17 protein-coding genes are annotated in these 15,612 nt (G+C 71.1%); 8 read left to right on the top strand and 9 right to left on the bottom strand.

Annotation, left to right across the window (positions count from 1 at the left end; genetic code table 11):
* Positions 1-12: 12 nt before the first annotated feature.
* Positions 13-768 (top strand): metallophosphoesterase, encoded by a 756-nt coding sequence (locus tag Ahu01nite_RS06810; RefSeq protein WP_203835548.1) that lies wholly within the window; start codon positions 13-15, stop codon positions 766-768.
* On the opposite strand, the gene Ahu01nite_RS06805 is transcribed toward Ahu01nite_RS06810, so the two are convergent.
* On the bottom strand, positions 765-1,613 hold the full coding sequence (locus Ahu01nite_RS06805; RefSeq protein ID WP_203835547.1) for an MEDS domain-containing protein: 849 nt from the start codon (positions 1,611-1,613) through the stop codon (positions 765-767). The two genes, Ahu01nite_RS06810 and Ahu01nite_RS06805, sit on opposite strands and share 4 nt — an antisense overlap.
* 268 nt (positions 1,614-1,881) lie before the next feature.
* On the opposite strand from Ahu01nite_RS06805, the gene Ahu01nite_RS06800 reads away from it, so the two are divergent.
* A complete protein-coding gene (locus Ahu01nite_RS06800; protein ID WP_203835546.1) occupies positions 1,882-2,343 on the top strand; it encodes an SRPBCC family protein in 462 nt (153 codons plus the stop codon).
* A complete protein-coding gene (locus Ahu01nite_RS06795) occupies positions 2,340-2,672 on the top strand; it encodes an ArsR/SmtB family transcription factor (RefSeq protein WP_275411713.1) in 333 nt (110 codons plus the stop codon). The genes Ahu01nite_RS06800 and Ahu01nite_RS06795 overlap by 4 nt, the downstream gene beginning before the upstream one ends.
* On the opposite strand, the gene Ahu01nite_RS06790 is transcribed toward Ahu01nite_RS06795, so the two are convergent.
* Positions 2,629-3,261, bottom strand: a complete 633-nt coding sequence (locus Ahu01nite_RS06790; RefSeq protein ID WP_203835545.1) for a TetR/AcrR family transcriptional regulator — start codon at positions 3,259-3,261, stop codon at positions 2,629-2,631. The genes Ahu01nite_RS06795 and Ahu01nite_RS06790 overlap by 44 nt on opposite strands.
* Positions 3,262-3,348: 87 nt before the next feature.
* Here Ahu01nite_RS06790 and Ahu01nite_RS06785 point away from each other — a divergent pair, with 87 nt between their 5' ends.
* A complete protein-coding gene (locus Ahu01nite_RS06785; protein ID WP_203835544.1) occupies positions 3,349-4,098 on the top strand; it encodes an SDR family NAD(P)-dependent oxidoreductase in 750 nt (249 codons plus the stop codon).
* Positions 4,099-4,101: 3 nt separating this feature from the next.
* On the opposite strand, the gene Ahu01nite_RS06780 is transcribed toward Ahu01nite_RS06785, so the two are convergent.
* From Ahu01nite_RS06780 to Ahu01nite_RS06770, 3 genes are all read right to left on the bottom strand, one after another.
* On the bottom strand, positions 4,102-5,331 hold the full coding sequence (locus Ahu01nite_RS06780; RefSeq protein WP_203835543.1) for an SGNH/GDSL hydrolase family protein: 1,230 nt from the start codon (positions 5,329-5,331) through the stop codon (positions 4,102-4,104).
* Positions 5,328-8,351 (bottom strand): glycosyl hydrolase 115 family protein, encoded by a 3,024-nt coding sequence (locus Ahu01nite_RS06775; RefSeq protein WP_203835542.1) that lies wholly within the window; start codon positions 8,349-8,351, stop codon positions 5,328-5,330. Before Ahu01nite_RS06775 ends, Ahu01nite_RS06780 begins: the two co-directional genes overlap by 4 nt.
* A 68-nt stretch (positions 8,352-8,419) precedes the next feature.
* Positions 8,420-8,989 carry a TetR/AcrR family transcriptional regulator gene (locus Ahu01nite_RS06770; protein WP_239158675.1) on the bottom strand — a complete coding sequence of 190 codons (570 nt, stop codon included), beginning with the start codon at positions 8,987-8,989 and terminating at the stop codon, positions 8,420-8,422.
* A 97-nt stretch (positions 8,990-9,086) separates the two neighbouring features.
* Here Ahu01nite_RS06770 and Ahu01nite_RS06765 point away from each other — a divergent pair, with 97 nt between their 5' ends.
* Entirely contained in the window at positions 9,087-10,658 is a 1,572-nt protein-coding gene (locus Ahu01nite_RS06765) for a CocE/NonD family hydrolase (RefSeq protein ID WP_203835540.1), read from the top strand.
* 4 nt (positions 10,659-10,662) lie between these two features.
* Here Ahu01nite_RS06765 and Ahu01nite_RS06760 read toward each other — a convergent pair whose 3' ends face one another.
* The gene (locus Ahu01nite_RS06760; RefSeq protein WP_203835539.1) at positions 10,663-11,091 is read right to left on the bottom strand and encodes a MarR family winged helix-turn-helix transcriptional regulator; all 429 of its coding nucleotides are present in this window, start codon (positions 11,089-11,091) and stop codon (positions 10,663-10,665) included.
* A gap of 90 nt (positions 11,092-11,181) precedes the next feature.
* Here Ahu01nite_RS06760 and Ahu01nite_RS06755 point away from each other — a divergent pair, with 90 nt between their 5' ends.
* Positions 11,182-11,532 (top strand): DoxX family protein, encoded by a 351-nt coding sequence (locus Ahu01nite_RS06755; RefSeq protein WP_203835538.1) that lies wholly within the window; start codon positions 11,182-11,184, stop codon positions 11,530-11,532.
* A 25-nt stretch (positions 11,533-11,557) separates the two neighbouring features.
* On the opposite strand, the gene Ahu01nite_RS06750 is transcribed toward Ahu01nite_RS06755, so the two are convergent.
* Entirely contained in the window at positions 11,558-12,214 is a 657-nt protein-coding gene (locus Ahu01nite_RS06750; RefSeq protein WP_203835537.1) for a helix-turn-helix domain-containing protein, read from the bottom strand.
* A gap of 67 nt (positions 12,215-12,281) precedes the next feature.
* On the opposite strand from Ahu01nite_RS06750, the gene Ahu01nite_RS06745 reads away from it, so the two are divergent.
* On the top strand, positions 12,282-13,052 hold the full coding sequence (locus Ahu01nite_RS06745) for an aldo/keto reductase (RefSeq protein WP_203835536.1): 771 nt from the start codon (positions 12,282-12,284) through the stop codon (positions 13,050-13,052).
* On the opposite strand, the gene Ahu01nite_RS06740 is transcribed toward Ahu01nite_RS06745, so the two are convergent.
* Positions 13,033-13,854, bottom strand: coding sequence for a helix-turn-helix transcriptional regulator (locus tag Ahu01nite_RS06740; protein WP_203835535.1), 822 nt, complete (start codon positions 13,852-13,854; stop codon positions 13,033-13,035). The two genes, Ahu01nite_RS06745 and Ahu01nite_RS06740, sit on opposite strands and share 20 nt — an antisense overlap.
* Before the next feature lie 103 nt (positions 13,855-13,957).
* Here Ahu01nite_RS06740 and Ahu01nite_RS06735 point away from each other — a divergent pair, with 103 nt between their 5' ends.
* Positions 13,958-14,719 (top strand): SDR family oxidoreductase, encoded by a 762-nt coding sequence (locus Ahu01nite_RS06735; RefSeq protein ID WP_203835534.1) that lies wholly within the window; start codon positions 13,958-13,960, stop codon positions 14,717-14,719.
* Here the strand turns inward: Ahu01nite_RS06735 and Ahu01nite_RS06730 are convergent.
* Positions 14,697-15,593, bottom strand: a complete 897-nt coding sequence (locus Ahu01nite_RS06730) for an LLM class flavin-dependent oxidoreductase (RefSeq protein WP_203835533.1) — start codon at positions 15,591-15,593, stop codon at positions 14,697-14,699. The two genes, Ahu01nite_RS06735 and Ahu01nite_RS06730, sit on opposite strands and share 23 nt — an antisense overlap.
* Positions 15,594-15,612 lie beyond the last annotated feature (19 nt).

Raw genomic sequence — 15,612 nt, 5'->3', positions numbered from 1 at the left:
GGCGGGGGCGGGATGGCGAAGATCGTGGTCATCGGGGACGTCGGCGGGTGCGTTCGGGAGCTGGTGGACGCGCTGGTGGCGTACGAACACGATCCTGATGTTGTGGTTGTGCAGGTCGGGGATCTGGTGGATCGGGGGCCGGACAGTCGCGGGGTGCTGGAGCTGGTCGGTGCGCGGCTGGGGGAGCGGCCGCGGCGGTGGATCCAGCTGATCGGCAACCATGAGTGGCAGTATCTCGACGACGCGGTGTTCTGGCCCGAGCCGTTGGGGGACGGCGAGGTCGCGACCCTGCGTACGTGGTGGATGCGGGAATGGGTGCGGGTCGCCGCGGCGGTGCGGACCGCTGAGGGTGAGGAGTTTCTGCTCACCCATGCCGGTCTCACCGCGGCGTCGTGGCGGGCGCTGGACGGCCCGGTGACCGCGGCGACCGCGGCTGACCTGCTGAACACCCGGCCCGAGGAGCTCCTGCGCGACTATGACGGCCCGCTGTGGGCGGCGGCCGGGTCGCAGCTCTACCCGTCGTGGCAGGAGGGTGGGCGCCCGGTGCCGTTCGGCCAGATCCACGGCCATTCCAGCGTCGTGGACTTCAATACCCGGACCTGGCGGTGCGGGGAGCGGTTGCGGGAGCGCACCGAGGTCGACTGGGAGGCGCGGCACACGGTCACGCGGATCGGCGGGTCCCGGTTCGTCGGCGTCGACCCGAAGCACGGCACGACCGGTGCCCCGGCCTGGGCGCCCCTGGTCCTCGAAGGCGCGACGCTGCTTTAGAGCAGGCCGGGGACCAGCGCGCCGCCCACCAGGGTGAGCAGGCGTTGTACCTGGGGACGGGCGCCGATGGTCCGCAGCCGGCCGTCGGCGTTGCGGCCCGTGTGGACGATGAGTTCGCAGGTGGAGGCGTCGGCGAAGCGCAGGTCGGCGAGGTCGATCGTGACGACGGGGCGGGTGCCGGTGTCCTCGAGGAGGTGGCCGAGCAGGGTGGCGAGGGAGTCGCGGTTGGACAGGTCGGCCTCGCCGGACAGGCGCAGGCCGGTGGCGTTGCGGATCATGCGGAGCAGGGGTTCGCGTCCGGCCGGGTCCGCGGTCACCGTGCAGGGGTGGGCGCGGGCGACGTCCGAGAGCAGGGTGCGGCTGCAGACGCGGCGGTCGTACGTGCATACCGCCATGCCGTAGCCGTCGGCGAACACCCGGTTGAGCTGGCGTTCGAACCAGCCGATCCGGTCCGCGCCGGGCGCCCCGGCGGCCGCCCAGGTGAGGTCGCCGAGGGCGCGCAGGCCCGCGTACCCGTCGCGGCGGGCGCTGCGGACGGCCTCGGTCCACTGGTGGTGGGTTCGTTCGGCGTCGAAGGCGCCGCTGTCGTCGAGGTAGGCGTCGGTGGCGATCAGCACCTGCAGGTCCCCGCGGCGCAGGGCGGGTGCGACGTCGATGCCGGCCGCGGCGAGATCGGCCAGGGCCTCGTCGCGGCCGGGTGCGGCGGCCAGGTGGACGACCCGATGGTGGTCGCGCAGGCCGCACCGGACATAGGCGGCGGCCAGCCGGCGGCGTTCCGCATCGGTGGCGTACGTCCAGCAGACGTGATCGCCGGGACGCAGCCCCTCGACCAGCATGGGATCCATCCGGGCCCTTCCTCGACGTGGCAGTGGCCCGACATTACGTCCGGATCGACGTGACCGGCGTCACTGACACTCCCGGGTGGATCCTGTGTCGCCCGGCGGGATTAGGCCGTCCGGCTCAGCAGCACGGCGAGCACGCCCCCGTTCATCACGACCAGGAAGACCGCGAGTCCGAACTGGCGCCGCCTCGTTCGTAAAACGCAACCTTTGGTTGCATTGCGCGCCGCACGGGGCTATCGTCATGTGCAACCGAAGGTTGCAGGAGGATGTCATGGAGAACGGAACCATTGAGCGTGAGGTCTTCGTCGAGGCGTCGCCCGAGATCGTCTTCGACGTGGTGAGCAGTCCGGAGCATCTGCGCGGGTGGTGGCCGGACGATGCCCGCTACGAGCCCGTGCCCGGGTCGGAGGGCGAGATCGTCTTCGGTGACTGCAATGCCGGCGGCAAGGTGGTGGCGTTCACCGTTGTCGACGCGCAGCCGCCGCGGATGTTCTCGTTCCGGTGGACGCATCCGGCCGGCGAGGCTGCGGTGGCGGGCAACTCGCTGCTGGTCACGTTCGAGCTGACGCCGTCGGGGGACGGGACGATGCTGCGGATGACCGAGACGGGGTTCCGGGAGATGGGCTGGGAGGTCGCCGTTCTGGAGGAGACCTATCAGGACCACGTCACCGGCTGGGGCGTTTTCATGCCCCGCCTCGCGCCGTACGCCGAGAGCCTCAAGGTCCACCGGTGACGGTCGACGACGACCTGTGGTCCGCCATCGGTGACCCGACCCGGCGGCGGATGCTCGACCTGCTCCTGGCAGGGGGTGGGGGCACGGCGACCACCCTCGCCCAGGAGCTTCCGGTGACCCGGCAGGCGGTCGCCAAGCACCTCGGCGTCCTCGACCGCGCCGGTCTGGTCAGGGCCACGCCGGAGGGCCGCGAGCGCCGTTACCGGATCGACGACGCCCAGCTCGCCCGCGCCGTCGCTCAGCTGGCCTCGGTCGGCTCCGAGTGGGATGCCCGGCTGCAGCGCGTCAAGCGGATCGCCGAGGCGATCCAGCGTTCTCAGCGGGACTGAGCGCCGGGCGTGGAAGGCCGGCGAGGGCTGTCTCCGTGATGTTCCGGAGGGTGCTCTCGTCGGTCCCGGCCTTGCCGAGGGCCTCGATGCCCCGGTGAACGGCCAGCAGCAGGGCGGCGAGTTGCCGCGGGTCGGCGGCGGGGTCGATGTCGCCATTGCGCTGGCAGGCCTCGAGGTCGGCGGTGATGGCCTGCTGGACGGCCTGGAAAGCGCCCAGGGAGCGGGCCGAGACCACCTCGTCGTGCTCGGTCAGCTCGGCCGTGGTCTTGGCCAGCAGGCAGCCCCGGTGGCGGGGGTCACTGGAGAAGGCCGCGTGGTCCATCAGGTACGCGGTGAGCCGCTCGAGCGCCTGCTCATCCGCCCCGCTCAGCCGGCGGTTCGCCAGCTGGATCGCCTCGTCGCAGTGGTCGCCGAACACCCGGTGGAAGAGCTCGCGCTTGCCGCCGAACGCGCCGTACAGGCTGCCTTTGCCCAGGCCGGTGGCCGCGGCGATCGCATCCATGCTGGTGCCGGCGTACCCGGTCGTCCAGAACTGGTCGCGTGCCGCGGTCAGCACGCTCTCCTCGTCGAACTTTCTCGGCCTCACCACTCTCGCAGTCTAAGCGTTCTTGACGACATCGTCCATAACCGCCTACGTTATGGACGATTCATTCAATAAAGCGAGAGCGAGTGACCGATGAGTGGACTTCTGGACGGCAAGGTGGCCGTGGTCACCGGTGGGGCCAGCGGGATCGGGCTGGCCATCGCCCGGCGGTTCGTCGCCGAGGGTGCGCAGGTCTTCATCACCGGCCGCCGGCAGGCCGCGATCGACGCGGCGGCCACGGAGCTCGGGCCGCGGGCCGTCGCGGTGCGGTGCGATGTGGGGAACCTGGCCGACCTCGACGCCCTCTACGAGGTTGTCGCGCGGCGGTCGGGCCGGATCGACGTCCTGGTGGCCAACGCGGGCGGCGCGGTGCCGGCCGTGCTCGGAGACATCACCGAGGAGCAGTTCGACGCCATGTTCGCCACGAACGTGAAGGGCGCGGTGTTCGGGGTGCAGAAGGCGATGCCGTTGCTGTCGCAGGGGGCCTCGGTGATCCTCATCGGGTCGAGCACGTCCACGCGTCCCGACCGGGGCATGGAGGTCTACGGCGCGACCAAGGCCGCGCTGCGCAACTTCGCCCGCAGCTGGACGCTGAACGCGCGGGAGAACGGGTTCCGGGTCAATGTGCTGAGCCCGGGGCCGATCCGGACCCCGGGCCTGCTCGGTGTCGCCCCCGAGGACCAGCGGGACGAGTTCGTGAAGATGTTCGAGACCGTGCTGCCGGCGGGACGGCTCGGCGAACCCGACGAGGTCGCGTCGGCCGCGCTGCTGCTGGCGTCGGACACCGCCACCTATGTCAACGGTGCCGAGTGGTTCATCGACGGGGGATACGCCAGCGTCTGACGGTCAGTGCAGCAGCCTGAGGGGTACGGCGTGGGCGAGGGCGCCGTACCCGGCCGGGTTGAGGTGGAGGTGGTCGCCGGTGTCGTAGGCCGGGAGGAGATTGCGCGGGGTTGCCGGGTCGCGTACCGCGGCGTCGAAGTCGAGGATCGCGTCGAAGTGGCCGCTCGTCCGGATCCAGGTGTTCATTTGCTGCCGGGTCTGCTCGCGGAGGCCGGCGGGGTCGTCGTAGCCGGTGTTGGCGCCGATCGGGGTCAGGGTCGCGCCATAGACGCGCAGGTCGCGGGCCTGGGCGCGGGTGATGATCTGGTCGTACGCGGCCAGCAGCTCATCGCCCACCGACTGCTGCGCCGCGGGGGTCGCGGCGGCCGTACCTATGTCGTTGATGCCCTCGAAGACGATCAGGCGGGTGGCGCCGCCGAGCGCCAGGACGTCGCGGTCGAGGCGGGCGAGGGCGCTGGGGCCGAGCCCGTCGTGCAGGACGCGGTTGCCACCGGCGGCCTGGTTGAGCAGGGCGGTTCCGGCGGGAAGGCGGGCGGCGAGCTGGTCGGGCCAGCGGTCGTTGCCGTTGGTGGTCGAGCCGCGGCCGTCGGTGAGGGAGTCGCCGAGGATGACCGTGGCGGTGGCGTCGCCGGCGGTGTGGACATCGATGCCGCTGACGAGGTACCAGTGGTCGACGGGTGTTGCACCGGGCAGGGCGGGGTCGTCGTGGTGGTCGCCGCTGAGCAGGTGGGACGTGGTGCGCGAGCCGGGGTGCGAGGTGATCTGTGTGTCCGGCTGGCCCGTCGCGAGGTAGGTGGTCACCGTCAGGATCCCGGGCGTGCTCAGGGCGACCGGATCGGAGACTGCCTGCGCACCGGGCGGGACCGTGACGAAGGGGCGGCCCGAGAACGTCACCGGGTGGGACGTGCCGGGCTCGATCTCGGCGGCTCCGGCACGGCCATCGAGCGGGCGGGCCAGGGAAACCGCGGTGAGGGTCAGGTCGGACGTGCCGAAGGCATTCGAGAAACGTACGCGCACCTGGTCGCCCGGCACCCGCACGAGCACCGTCTGGCGCACGGTCGTGTCGGCGAGAGCGGTGAACGGCGCCGGGGGCAGGTTGCCGGGCTCGGTGAGCTGGGGCATCGCCACCCAGCCGGGCAGCCAGCGCCGGCCCGGGCGGGGGCGGGACCTGGGCCGGAACGCCGCCGCGACGGCTGCCGCGGTGCCGGTGGCGAGGATCGCGCGGCGGTTCATCGGGTCACCTTCCTGCTCTCGGGCGGGCCGAGGTAGCTGTAGTGGACGCCGCCCGTGTCGACGACGAGGCGCTGCACGATCACCGTCGGGTCGATCATCCAGAACTTCAGCGTGTGGCGGCCCGCGCCGGTGATCTGGTGGGTGGTGGTCGTGACGTTGGCGTTGTCGGAGGTGTTGCGTTCCCACTGGCGGTTCATCGTGGTGTCGTCGGCGCCGGTCGCCGCGGTGATGTCCACGGTCTGCGGTGGCTGGTCGTCGATCGACACGGCGTAGCGGGGGTGGTCGTTGCGGGGGGACAGCACGGCCGTCACGTCGACCGGGCCGCTGCTGGTGAGCGTCATCTCGTACTCCAGGCGGGCTCCGTCGCCGCTCACGGGCTTGATGCCGTCGCCGGTCTTGGCGATGCCCGGCAGCAGCTGCCAGTCACCGATCTTGCGCGTGTAGTGGGTGGCGTCCATCGCGACGTAACCGTTGGCCTCCACGAAACCGTGCGGGCGGGTCACCCGGTTGTCGATCGGGGCCTGGACCACGACCTGCGAGCCGCCGGGGCCGGTGATCGTTATCGGTATGGTCGTCGTGCCGCGCGGTGCCCGGGACCAGTCGACGCGTACGGAGGCCCGGATCTGCTTGGTCACCGTGCCCTGGCGCGGCGTGATGCTGATCCACGGCGCTGCCGCGCTGATCGCGTACGCAAATGGTGTCGTGCCTTTGTTGTAGACCTCGATGAATTGGCCGGGCTGGGCCTGGAACGGGCTGAAAGCGGGCAGCGTCACCGGATCACCGCCGTCGAGCGCGACCCCCATCGACGCCGCGGCGGGCACGTCGATCCGTTGCAGGTACGGGTAGATCTCGTCGGGCAGCGCCACGTTGTTCAGCTCCGGTTGCTGCCAGGGCGCGTTCGGGCCGTAGCGGGCGACATTTCCGTAGCCGATTTTGGGCTGGAGCTGCCAGTTGCGCCATTTCCCGGTGTTGTAGCGCGCGTTGAGGGCCTGGTCGACGGCGAAATAGGACTCGGCGGCGTCGGCGAGGTCGTTCGTGGCGGCGCGGCCCTGCCCGGCGTACAGGATGTTGGTGAACTCGGCGCGCCGCAGGGCGTACACATTGGCGGTGGCTCTGACCTGGTAGCCGACCAGATGGAAGAATGCGGTCTCCCAGGCCGGAGGCACTTTGATCCTGCTGGCGCGGGCCGCGAGGGCCTGCCATTCCGCGGTGACCCGGTCCATTTCGCCGTAGTCGGTGAGGCTGAACGGGCTCGCCTGATCGTCATAGGTGATGACCTTCGTGGCGGGATCGATCGTGATGCGGCGGTTGAGCAGCTCGGGCTTACGCCGCGACTGGAGCCGGCCGTATTCGCCGAGCACCTCCGCGATCGGCCCGGCGAGCTGAGGACCGAAGTTCTGCGCGGCGTACTGCCGTTCCCATTCACCGAGCCGGGTCACCGGCCACGCCTTCGGGTCCCAGGCGTAGTCGAGGAAGAACTGCGTGGGGAGTTCCTCGTTCTTCAGATCACCCACATTGACCATCCACAACCGATCCACCCCTGACCGGTACGCGAGATCGAGCTGTTCCCACGTATTCGTCAGATTGACCGTGTCAGCCCATTTGTAGTTACGCCCGCCGCCCACGTAGTCGAAGTGGTAGTACATGCCGTACCCGCCGGACCGGGCCGGGAGTGAGGCGTCGGGAAGCTCGCGCAGGTTGCCCCAGTTGTCGTCGCAGAACACAACCGTCACGTCGTCGGGTGGCCGGTATCCCTTGTCCCAGTAGCGCTGCACCTCCTTGTAGAGGGTCTGCACCTGGGGCGCGCCGATCAGCCCGGTGTCGCGCAGGATCTGCCGCTGGGTGTCGATGATCGAGCTCATCAGGTCGATGCCGTCGCCGTCGGGCAGGCTGACATCGCCGTTGCCCCTCATGCCTAGCGTGATGACGCCCTCGATCTTCTGATCAACCATGCGCTGGGCGCCGTCGCGCCAGTACGCCTTGATCGCGTCGGCGTTGCGCCGGAAACTCCATTCCCCGGTGCCGGCCGGGCGCCGGTTCCACTCCTCGATGCCACGCATCATCGGTGCCTCGTGCGAGGTGCCCATCACGACGCCGTAGAACGAGGCGGTGGCGTGGTTCAGCGGATCGTCCTCGGCGAACGCGCGCCCCCACACGGCCGGCCACAGGTAGTTGGCCCGCAGCCGCAGCATCGTCTCGAACACCTTGGCGTAGTAGTCCGCGTTGAGCCCGCCGGGATAACCGGGTGCCTTGCCGGGACCGAAGTAACCGGGCGCCCACGTGCCGGTGGCGGGGTTCTCGTCGTTGATGAAGAAGCCCCGGTACTTCACGGCGGGTGTGCCCTGGGTGTGCCGGCCGGGCAGGAGGTAGGCGGCGTCCCGGTGGCGGGCGGGAACGTCGTCCCAGAAGTGCCACGGCGAGACCCCGAGGCGTTTCGACAGGTCGTAGACGCCGTAGATGGTGCCGCGCTGGTCGCTGCCGGCGATGACGAACGCCCGCCGCACCCCGGGCAGCGGGTTGTCGACGACCTGCTCGACGGACGTCTCCCACTTCCCGGCGATGCCGCGCACGTCGAGCTTCCCGGCGGCGACGAGCCGGTCGATCAGCGGGCTCTTGCCGATCGTGCCGACCAGGACGGGGCTGCCCGCTGAGGTGCCCGGCATCCGGTCGTGCCCCACCGCGGGGGTCACGCCGGTGACGGCGGCGATGTCGGACTGCAGGTCGTCCACGACCCGGATCACCCCGGCGTGGTCGGCGGCGCTGACCACCAGCGGTGCTGCCCTGCCGCCGGCCACGAGCGCGAAACGGCCGGGACCGGGCTGGGCGGAGACGTAGCTGCCAGGCTCCTCTTTCAGTACGCCGTGAGCTGACCGGTCAACGACAGCGTTCGCGCCGTGGGCGGCGGCGTTCGCGCCGGGAGCGGCAGTGCTCGCGTGGGGCGCGGCAGAGCTCGCGCCGGGAGTGGCGATGGCGACTGCCAGGGGCGCGGCGAGCAGGGCGCGGGTGAGGGAGCGGAACATGGCGCCTCCGGAAGTTTCGGAGCTGGCGTCGGTGGACTTCCCAACCTAGAGGGCCATATTTAGCCACGTCAATGTCGGTCTTGGACCCCGAAACTTCCGGTCGCTGCGATCCCGTTGAGTAGCAGGTCGATGGAGCGGTCGGCGGCGGCGACCGTGTTGCCGGCGGACTCGGCGGCGCTGCGCACCATCGTGAAGAGCAGCAGCAGGTCGGCCGGGGTGAGATCCGCGCGGATGAGCCCCTGGTGCTGGGCGTGGCGCAGCGGCTCGGCGAACGCCGCGACCAGGTGCTGCTCGATGCGGCGGCGCTCGGAAGCCTCCAGTCGCTCGGCGAGCAGCACGAGCGGACGCATCACGATCTGGGCGTGCAGCACCTCGCGCAGCAGTGGCCGAAGGTCGGTGCACGCGGCCGCCGCGTCCCGCAACCGCGTCAGATGGTGCTCGATCACGGCGACGATCAGCGCGTTGCGATCCGGGAAGTGCCTGTACAGCGTCGCCTGCCCAATCCCCGCGCGGCGGGCGATCTCGGCGATCGGCCGGGACGACTCCGGTCCACCGAGGACGGCGCTCGCGGCTTCGACGATCGCTGCCCGGTTGCGCAGGGCGTCGCTGCGGCGGGAGAGGCGCGCACCGTAGAGCACAGCCTGGACGTTACCGGCCGGTAACGAGAATGTCATCATCTTCAATTTCTCGGTACCGGCTCCTACGCTGCCGCCACCTTCGCTCCGGGGAGTTCCCATGGCGCCACGCCGCAAGCCTGTCCTGCTCACCCTGCTGTTACTGCTCTTCCCGCTGGCCCTCGTGCCGGGTACGCCGGCCGTGGCCGCCCCCGCGATCTCCGCGCTGCGCTTCGCCGACATCCCGAGCGGCGGGGTGACGCTCAAGGCCACCGTCGTCACGCCCGCCGCGCGGGGCAGCTATCCGGCCGCGATCATGCCGTCGAGCTGGGGACTCAACGACCTCGAGTACGTGGCCCAGGCGAAGGCCTTCGCCGCGCGCGGGTACGTCGTCGTGTCGTACACGCCGCGTGGATGGTGGCTCTCCGGCGGCGAGATCGACACCGCCGGGCCGCAGGACCTCGCCGACCTGTCCACGGTGATCGACTGGGCGCTCGCGAACACGGACGCCGACCCCGCGCGGATCGGGGCGGCCGGGGTCTCGTACGGTGCCGGGATCAGCCTGCTCGGTGCCGGAGCCGACTCTCGCATCCGCGCCGTCGGCGTGCTCAGCGGCTGGACCGACCTGGCATATTCGCTCTACGGCGACGAGACCCGGCACCGCCAGGCCGCGGACCTGCTCGGCATCGCCGCGAACCTGCTCGGCCACCCCAGCGCGGAACTCACCGACAAGCTCACCGACTTCGCCGCGAACCGTGATGTGGACCAGGTCGTCACGTGGGCGTCCACACGCTCCGCGGCGACGCGTCTCGACCAGATCAACGCCAACGCGCCCGCCGTGCTGATCGCCAACGCGTGGGGCGACTCGTTCTTCCCGCCGAACCAGCTCACCGGCTTCTTCGACCGCCTGACCGGCCCGAAACGCCTCGAACTGCGCCCCGGCGACCACGCGATCGCCGAGCTGACCGGTCTGGCGGGCCTGCCCAACGACGTGTGGACGAGCCTCGCCCGCTGGTTCGACCAGTACCTCGCGGGCCGCGACACCGGCATCGGCACCGAACCCGCCGTCCAGATCACCCCGTGGAACGCCCCCGCCGAGCAGTACCCGACGTGGGCCGCGACCAGCACGGCGACAACCCGTTACGGCCTCGGCCAGATCCGTACGCTCGATGGCACCGGCCTGCTCGGCGGCGCACCCACCACGGGCTGGACCAGGGCGCTGCCCACCGACCGTGACACCGTCGCCAACGGGGGACTGGTCCTGATCACCAACGGCGCCGCCGCGTTCACCGGTCAGCGCCCCTGGATCTGGCTGCCCGCCGTGGACCGCACCCGGGCCGGCGTCTGGGCGGCCGAACGCCCCACGTCGGTCAAGCGACTACGAGGCATCCCGCGCCTGCACGTGAACCTCAGCGGCACCGACTCGACCGGGACCGTGGTGGCGTACCTGTACGACCTTGACCTGGCCGGCAACGCCTCGCTGATCACCCACGCCCCGGCAGGCTGGCACACCACCGCCGGCGGCACCCGCACGCTCGACCTCGCCCTCGGAGCAACGGCCTACGACCTCCCAGCCGGCCACTCCCTCACCCTGGTCCTGGACACGACCGACCCGCTCTACTACGACGACAACGCCCCGAACCGCTCGATCACCATCACCGGCGGCTCCTACCTGGACGTCCCGCTCCGGTAACCGCTCAGTACTTCTCGGCGCACGAGTCGGCGTCGGCGACCTTCGTGAGCAGGCGCTCGAGCTGGTCGCGCTCGCGGGGGGTCAGTGCGGCGAAGAGGTCGTCGTCGGTCTTGTCGAGGACCTCTTCGACCGCGTGCAGGGTCCTCGTGCCGTCGGCGGTCATCACGACGATGTGCCGCCGGCGGTCGGCGGGGTCGCGCTGCCGGGAGACCAGGCCCCGGCCCTCCAGCTCGTTGAGCACGGTGACGACGGCGCTCGGGTCGACGCCGAGCAGGTCGATCAGGGTCTGCTGGTTGACCGGTCCCTCGGCCAGCTGCGTGAGCGTGAACGCGGACCGCATGGTCAGCCCGGCGTCTGCCAGGGCGACCCTCACCCGGTCGCCGGCCACCACGCCCCGGCCGGACAGCAGTACACCGAGCTTCGTCGTCAGCACAAAATTACTTTACCCCACCCAGATGGTAGTGGCGTCTAGATCGTTGTACGCTTCCAACGATCTATTCAGAGCAACTATTTGGGGATTGCCATGTTCATCGCCTATACCGTCGTCGCCGTCGTGCTCGCCCTGGCGAACGCCGGCACTGCCACGGCCAAGCTCCGCCGCGCCGAGCCCGCCACCTCCGGGCTTCTGGCCACCGGGGTGCCGGAGTCATGGTTCGTGCCGCTGGCGTTGCTGAACCTCGCCGGCGCGGCCGGGCTGCTCATCGGCATCGGATGGCGTCCGCTGGGCATCGCCGCGGCGGCCGGGCTCGTCCTCTACTTCGGCGGCGCGCTCGGCTTCCACGTGCGCGCCAAGGACTTCAAGGGCATGCCGATGCCGGGAGCGTTCTTCCTGCTCTCGGTGGTGGCCCTGGCCCTCGGGATCGCCTCACGGTGACGTCCCGGTCCGTGGGCCCGGACTGTCAGCGGGTGAGGCCGAGCTCGCCGGCGCGCAGGCCGGCCTGGAAGCGGGAGCCGGCGTCGAGGGCGGTCATCAGGTCGGCCACCCGGCGGCGGTAGGTGCGCAGGGAGATCCCGAGCCGTCGGGAGGCGGACTCGTCGGTGAGACCCGAGCCGAGGGCATCGAGGACCAGCCGGGCGTCGGAGTCGAGGTGGGGCACCTCACCGCGCAGGTACGTGTCCATGTCGGCGGCGGTGTCCCAGATCGTGCGGAACAGCGAACGGACGCCGTCGACCAGGTTGTGCGACGTCGTCACGGTGTACTCACGGGGGCCGGGGCCGTCCGCGCCGGCGAGGATCATCACGCGGCGGTCGATGATGATTGTTTCCTGGGGGAGCTGGGCGCCGCTGATCCGGACGCGGGCACCTGCACCGCGTACCAGTCGCAGGTGGTCCCGGGTCTTCTCGTCGATGAGGGCGAGCGGGCTGAGCAGCTTGTCGACGACAAGGCCCGTGGCGCGCATGCGTTCCGGCACGGCGTCCCTCGCCTCCGGGCGCAGCCACGTCCTCAGGTCCCGGGTGGCGCACAGGAACTCCGTCTGCGCCGATCGGAACAGGTGGCCGGCGCGCGCGATCAGCTCCGCGTCACCGCGTACCGAGAAGACCTGAGCGTCCTGCATCAACCCAGTGTGGCAGCAAGCTGTCACGGGCTCGCCCGGCCGCGGGGTGGTGGCCACGATGGGAGCCATGAACAACACGTTTTCCCTCGGCGGGGACCTGACCATCAACCGGCTCGGCTTCGGCGCGATGCGCCTGGCCGGCGCTGAGAGCGGTATCGCGGTGCTCCGGCGCGCTGTGGAGCTCGGCGTGAACCACATCGACACGGCCGCCTTCTACGGGCGGGGGACGGTGTGGGCGAACGACCTGATCCGGACGGCGCTGACGCCGTACCGGGAGGACCTGGTGATCGCCACGAAGGTCGGGCCGCTGCCGGGTCCGGACGGGCTGCCGACCGGGCGCGGGGCTGCCGATCAGCTGCGCGGCCTGGTCGAGGCTGATCTGCGTACGCTCGGCGTGGACCGGCTCGACCTGGTGTACCTGCGGGCGAACGGGGCGCCGGGCAGCGAATCGATCGCGGACCGGTTCGCGGTGCTGGCCGAGCTCCGCGCGCAGGGGGTGATCCGGCATCTGGGGGTCAGCCACGTCGACGCGGCCCAGCTCGCCGAGGCCCGCGCGATCGCACCCGTCGTCGCGGTGCAGAACCTGCACACCCCGGACCGGTCGCTGCTGGAGGTGTGCGAGGAGGCGGGCATCGCGTACGTGCCGTACTTCCCGCTCGGTGGTGGGATCTATCCCCTCGAAGGGTTGGACGATGAGGCGGCCCGGCTCGGCGTGACCGTTGCTCAGGTGCAGCTCGCCCGGCTGCTGGCGTCCTCGCCGTCGGTCCTGGCCATCCCGGGTACCGGGTCGGTGGAGCATCTCGAGGAGAACATGGCGGCTAATTCGGCACTGCGGTGAGAGAGGTGAGCAGGCGGAGCTTTTCGGCGCTGTCGCCGGCCTCGTCGGCGTAGTAGAGGACCAGGAGCAGGTTGCCGGCGGGGAGCTTGTCGCGGTGCAGGGTGAGCTCGCCGACGATCGGGTGCCGGACCGTCATCGTGCCGCCCTGCAGCTCGCCGACGTCGTGGCGGGCCCAGAGCGTACGGAACCGGGCGCTCGACAGCGACAGCTCGCCGACCAGCTCGACGATCCTGGCGTCGTCGGCGTACTCGCCGATGTTCTGCCGGAACGCGGCGACGAAGCCTGCGACGGCGCGTTCCCAGTCGGCGTGGAACGCTCTCTCCTCCGGGTCGAGCAGCAGCGACCGCAGCCTGTTCTCGCCCACGCGCAAGCGGGGTGACAGCGCCGTGGCGAGGGGGTTGGCCGCGAGCACGTCGAACGCGCGGCCCTCGACGAACGCCGGCACCCCGATCGCGGCCAGCAGGTGGTGAAGCCGCGCGGGAACGTGCTCCGGCCGGCGTCGCGGGCGGGTGCGGGGCCGGGGCGCGGCGAGGTCGCTCAGGTAGCGGCGCTCGACGTCGTCGAGGTGCAGGACCCGGGCCAGCGCGTCGAGCACCTGCGGCGAGGGGTTGCTGTCACGGCCGCGTTCCAGCCGCAGGTAGTAGTCCGCGCTGATCCCCGCCAGCAGCGCCACCTCCTCGCGGCGCAGCCCGCGGACCCGGCGGCGGATGCCGGGCTGGATCCCGGCCTGCTCCGGGGAGATCAGATCGCGCCGCGCCTTGAGGTAGGCGCCGAGCCGGTTCGTGCCGTCGTCGCCGTTCATGTCGCCGACGTTAGTCCCGGAACGGGCGCGTAGCAGGGGTCCTGTGACTACCAGGATCCGCACGGTCCTTCCTGCGCCCCACGGCCGGTGCGACCTTGGGATCATGGACATCACGAACTGCACCGTCTTCATCGCCGGCGGAACCTCCGGCATCGGGCTGGGTCTCGCCCGCCGCTTCGCCGCCGCCGGCGCCACGGTCGTCATCGGCGGCCGCCGCTCAGCCACTGAAAGCTCAGCCCTGGACGGCGGCGAGTTCCCCACCGTCGAGCTCGACGTCACCGACCCGGAGTCCGTGACACGGGCCCGCGACAAGGTGCTGGCGAGCCACCCCGGCCTGGACGTCGTCGTCACGATGTCCGGGGTCATGCTCCTGGAGGATCTGCGGGACCCGGCGCACTTCGCCGACGCCGAGACCACCGTCGCGACCAACCTGCTCGGCACGATCCGCGTGCTCGACGCGTTCACCCCGCACCTCATCGAGCGCGGCACCGGCACGTTCGTCACGGTCACCTCGGGCATCGCGTTCCTGCCATTCCCGCTGATGGCCACGTACGCGGCCTCGAAGGCGGGCGTGCACGCCTACTCGGAGGCGCTGCGCGCGCAGCTCGAGGGCACCGGCGTCGAGGTCACCGAACTGGTCCCACCGGCCGTCGCCACGCTGCCGGAGCACAAGAAGGCGAACCCGCGTGCCCTCGATCTCGACGACTTCCTCGACGAGGTGATGGCCCAGCTCGGCCAGACCCCGACCCCTCACGAGATCCTGGTGCAGGGCGTCCTGCAGCACCGCTGGGCCGAGCGCGACGGCACGTACGCCGACCTGGTCGCCCAGCGTTCCCAGGCGCTCAAGAACCTCCCGGGCCGCTGATCGCCAGGGCTTTCAACGCGGTCAGGGCCTGGGGGAGTGGGCCGGGGCCCATGGGGCGCAGGACGATCGTGGTGGCGCCTGCGGCTTCGAGGGCGGTGACGCGGGGTTCGACGGTCGATTCCGGGCCGAGGACGGAGAAGACCTCGGACGGGGGTACGCCGAGCCAGGCGGCCTGGCCCTCGATGGCGTCGCTGATCTCCGTGGCGGCCTGGGCCTCGGTTTCCGCGAGGCGCAGGTAGGTGAAGACGATCAGCTCGTGGGCCGGGCGGTCACCGGTGGCGCGGCCGCGGGCGATCGTGTCGAGGGCGGCCTCGATGCGGGCCGGGCCGAAGCCCTCCGGGAGGATCGTGCCGTCGGCGTGCTTGCCGGAGAGCTCCAGCGACCGGGGTCCGACCACGCCCGCGACCAGCGGCGGCGCCTCGGCCGGCGGGTGGACCAGGGTGATGCCGTCGACGGTTACCTCGCGGCCCGTCAGCTCGACCTTGTCACCGCGCAGCAGGCCCCGGACCGCTTCGATGGACTCCGAGAGCAGCGCGAGTTTGCCCTTGTGCTCGGCACCGACCTGACGCATCCATTCGGGTACGCCGTGACCCAGCCCCGCGACGAGCCGCCCGGGGTAAACGCGGGCGAGGGTGGCCAGCTCCATGGCGAGCAGCGCCGGATTGCGCAGCGGGACCGGGGCGATGCCGATGCCGACCCTGATCCGGGTGGTGGCCGCGAGGGCGAGCGCCGCGGTGGCGATCGAGCCCGGCCAGCTCAGGTCCTCGACCACCCACAGGTCGTCGGCGCCCGCCTCCTCCACGGCGCGGGCGAAGCCGGGGAGCTCCTCGGGGGCGATGTCACGGTCGAAGAGGATGCCGATGCGTGGGGCCATCGCGCGACCATACCCGGCG

Origin of the sequence: Winogradskya humida, from assembly GCF_016862215.1 — a bacterium.
Lineage (GTDB): Bacteria > Actinomycetota > Actinomycetes > Mycobacteriales > Micromonosporaceae > Actinoplanes > Actinoplanes humidus.
Note: the sequence above shows the minus strand (reverse complement) of the source record. Positions and strands in the feature narration are given on the sequence as shown.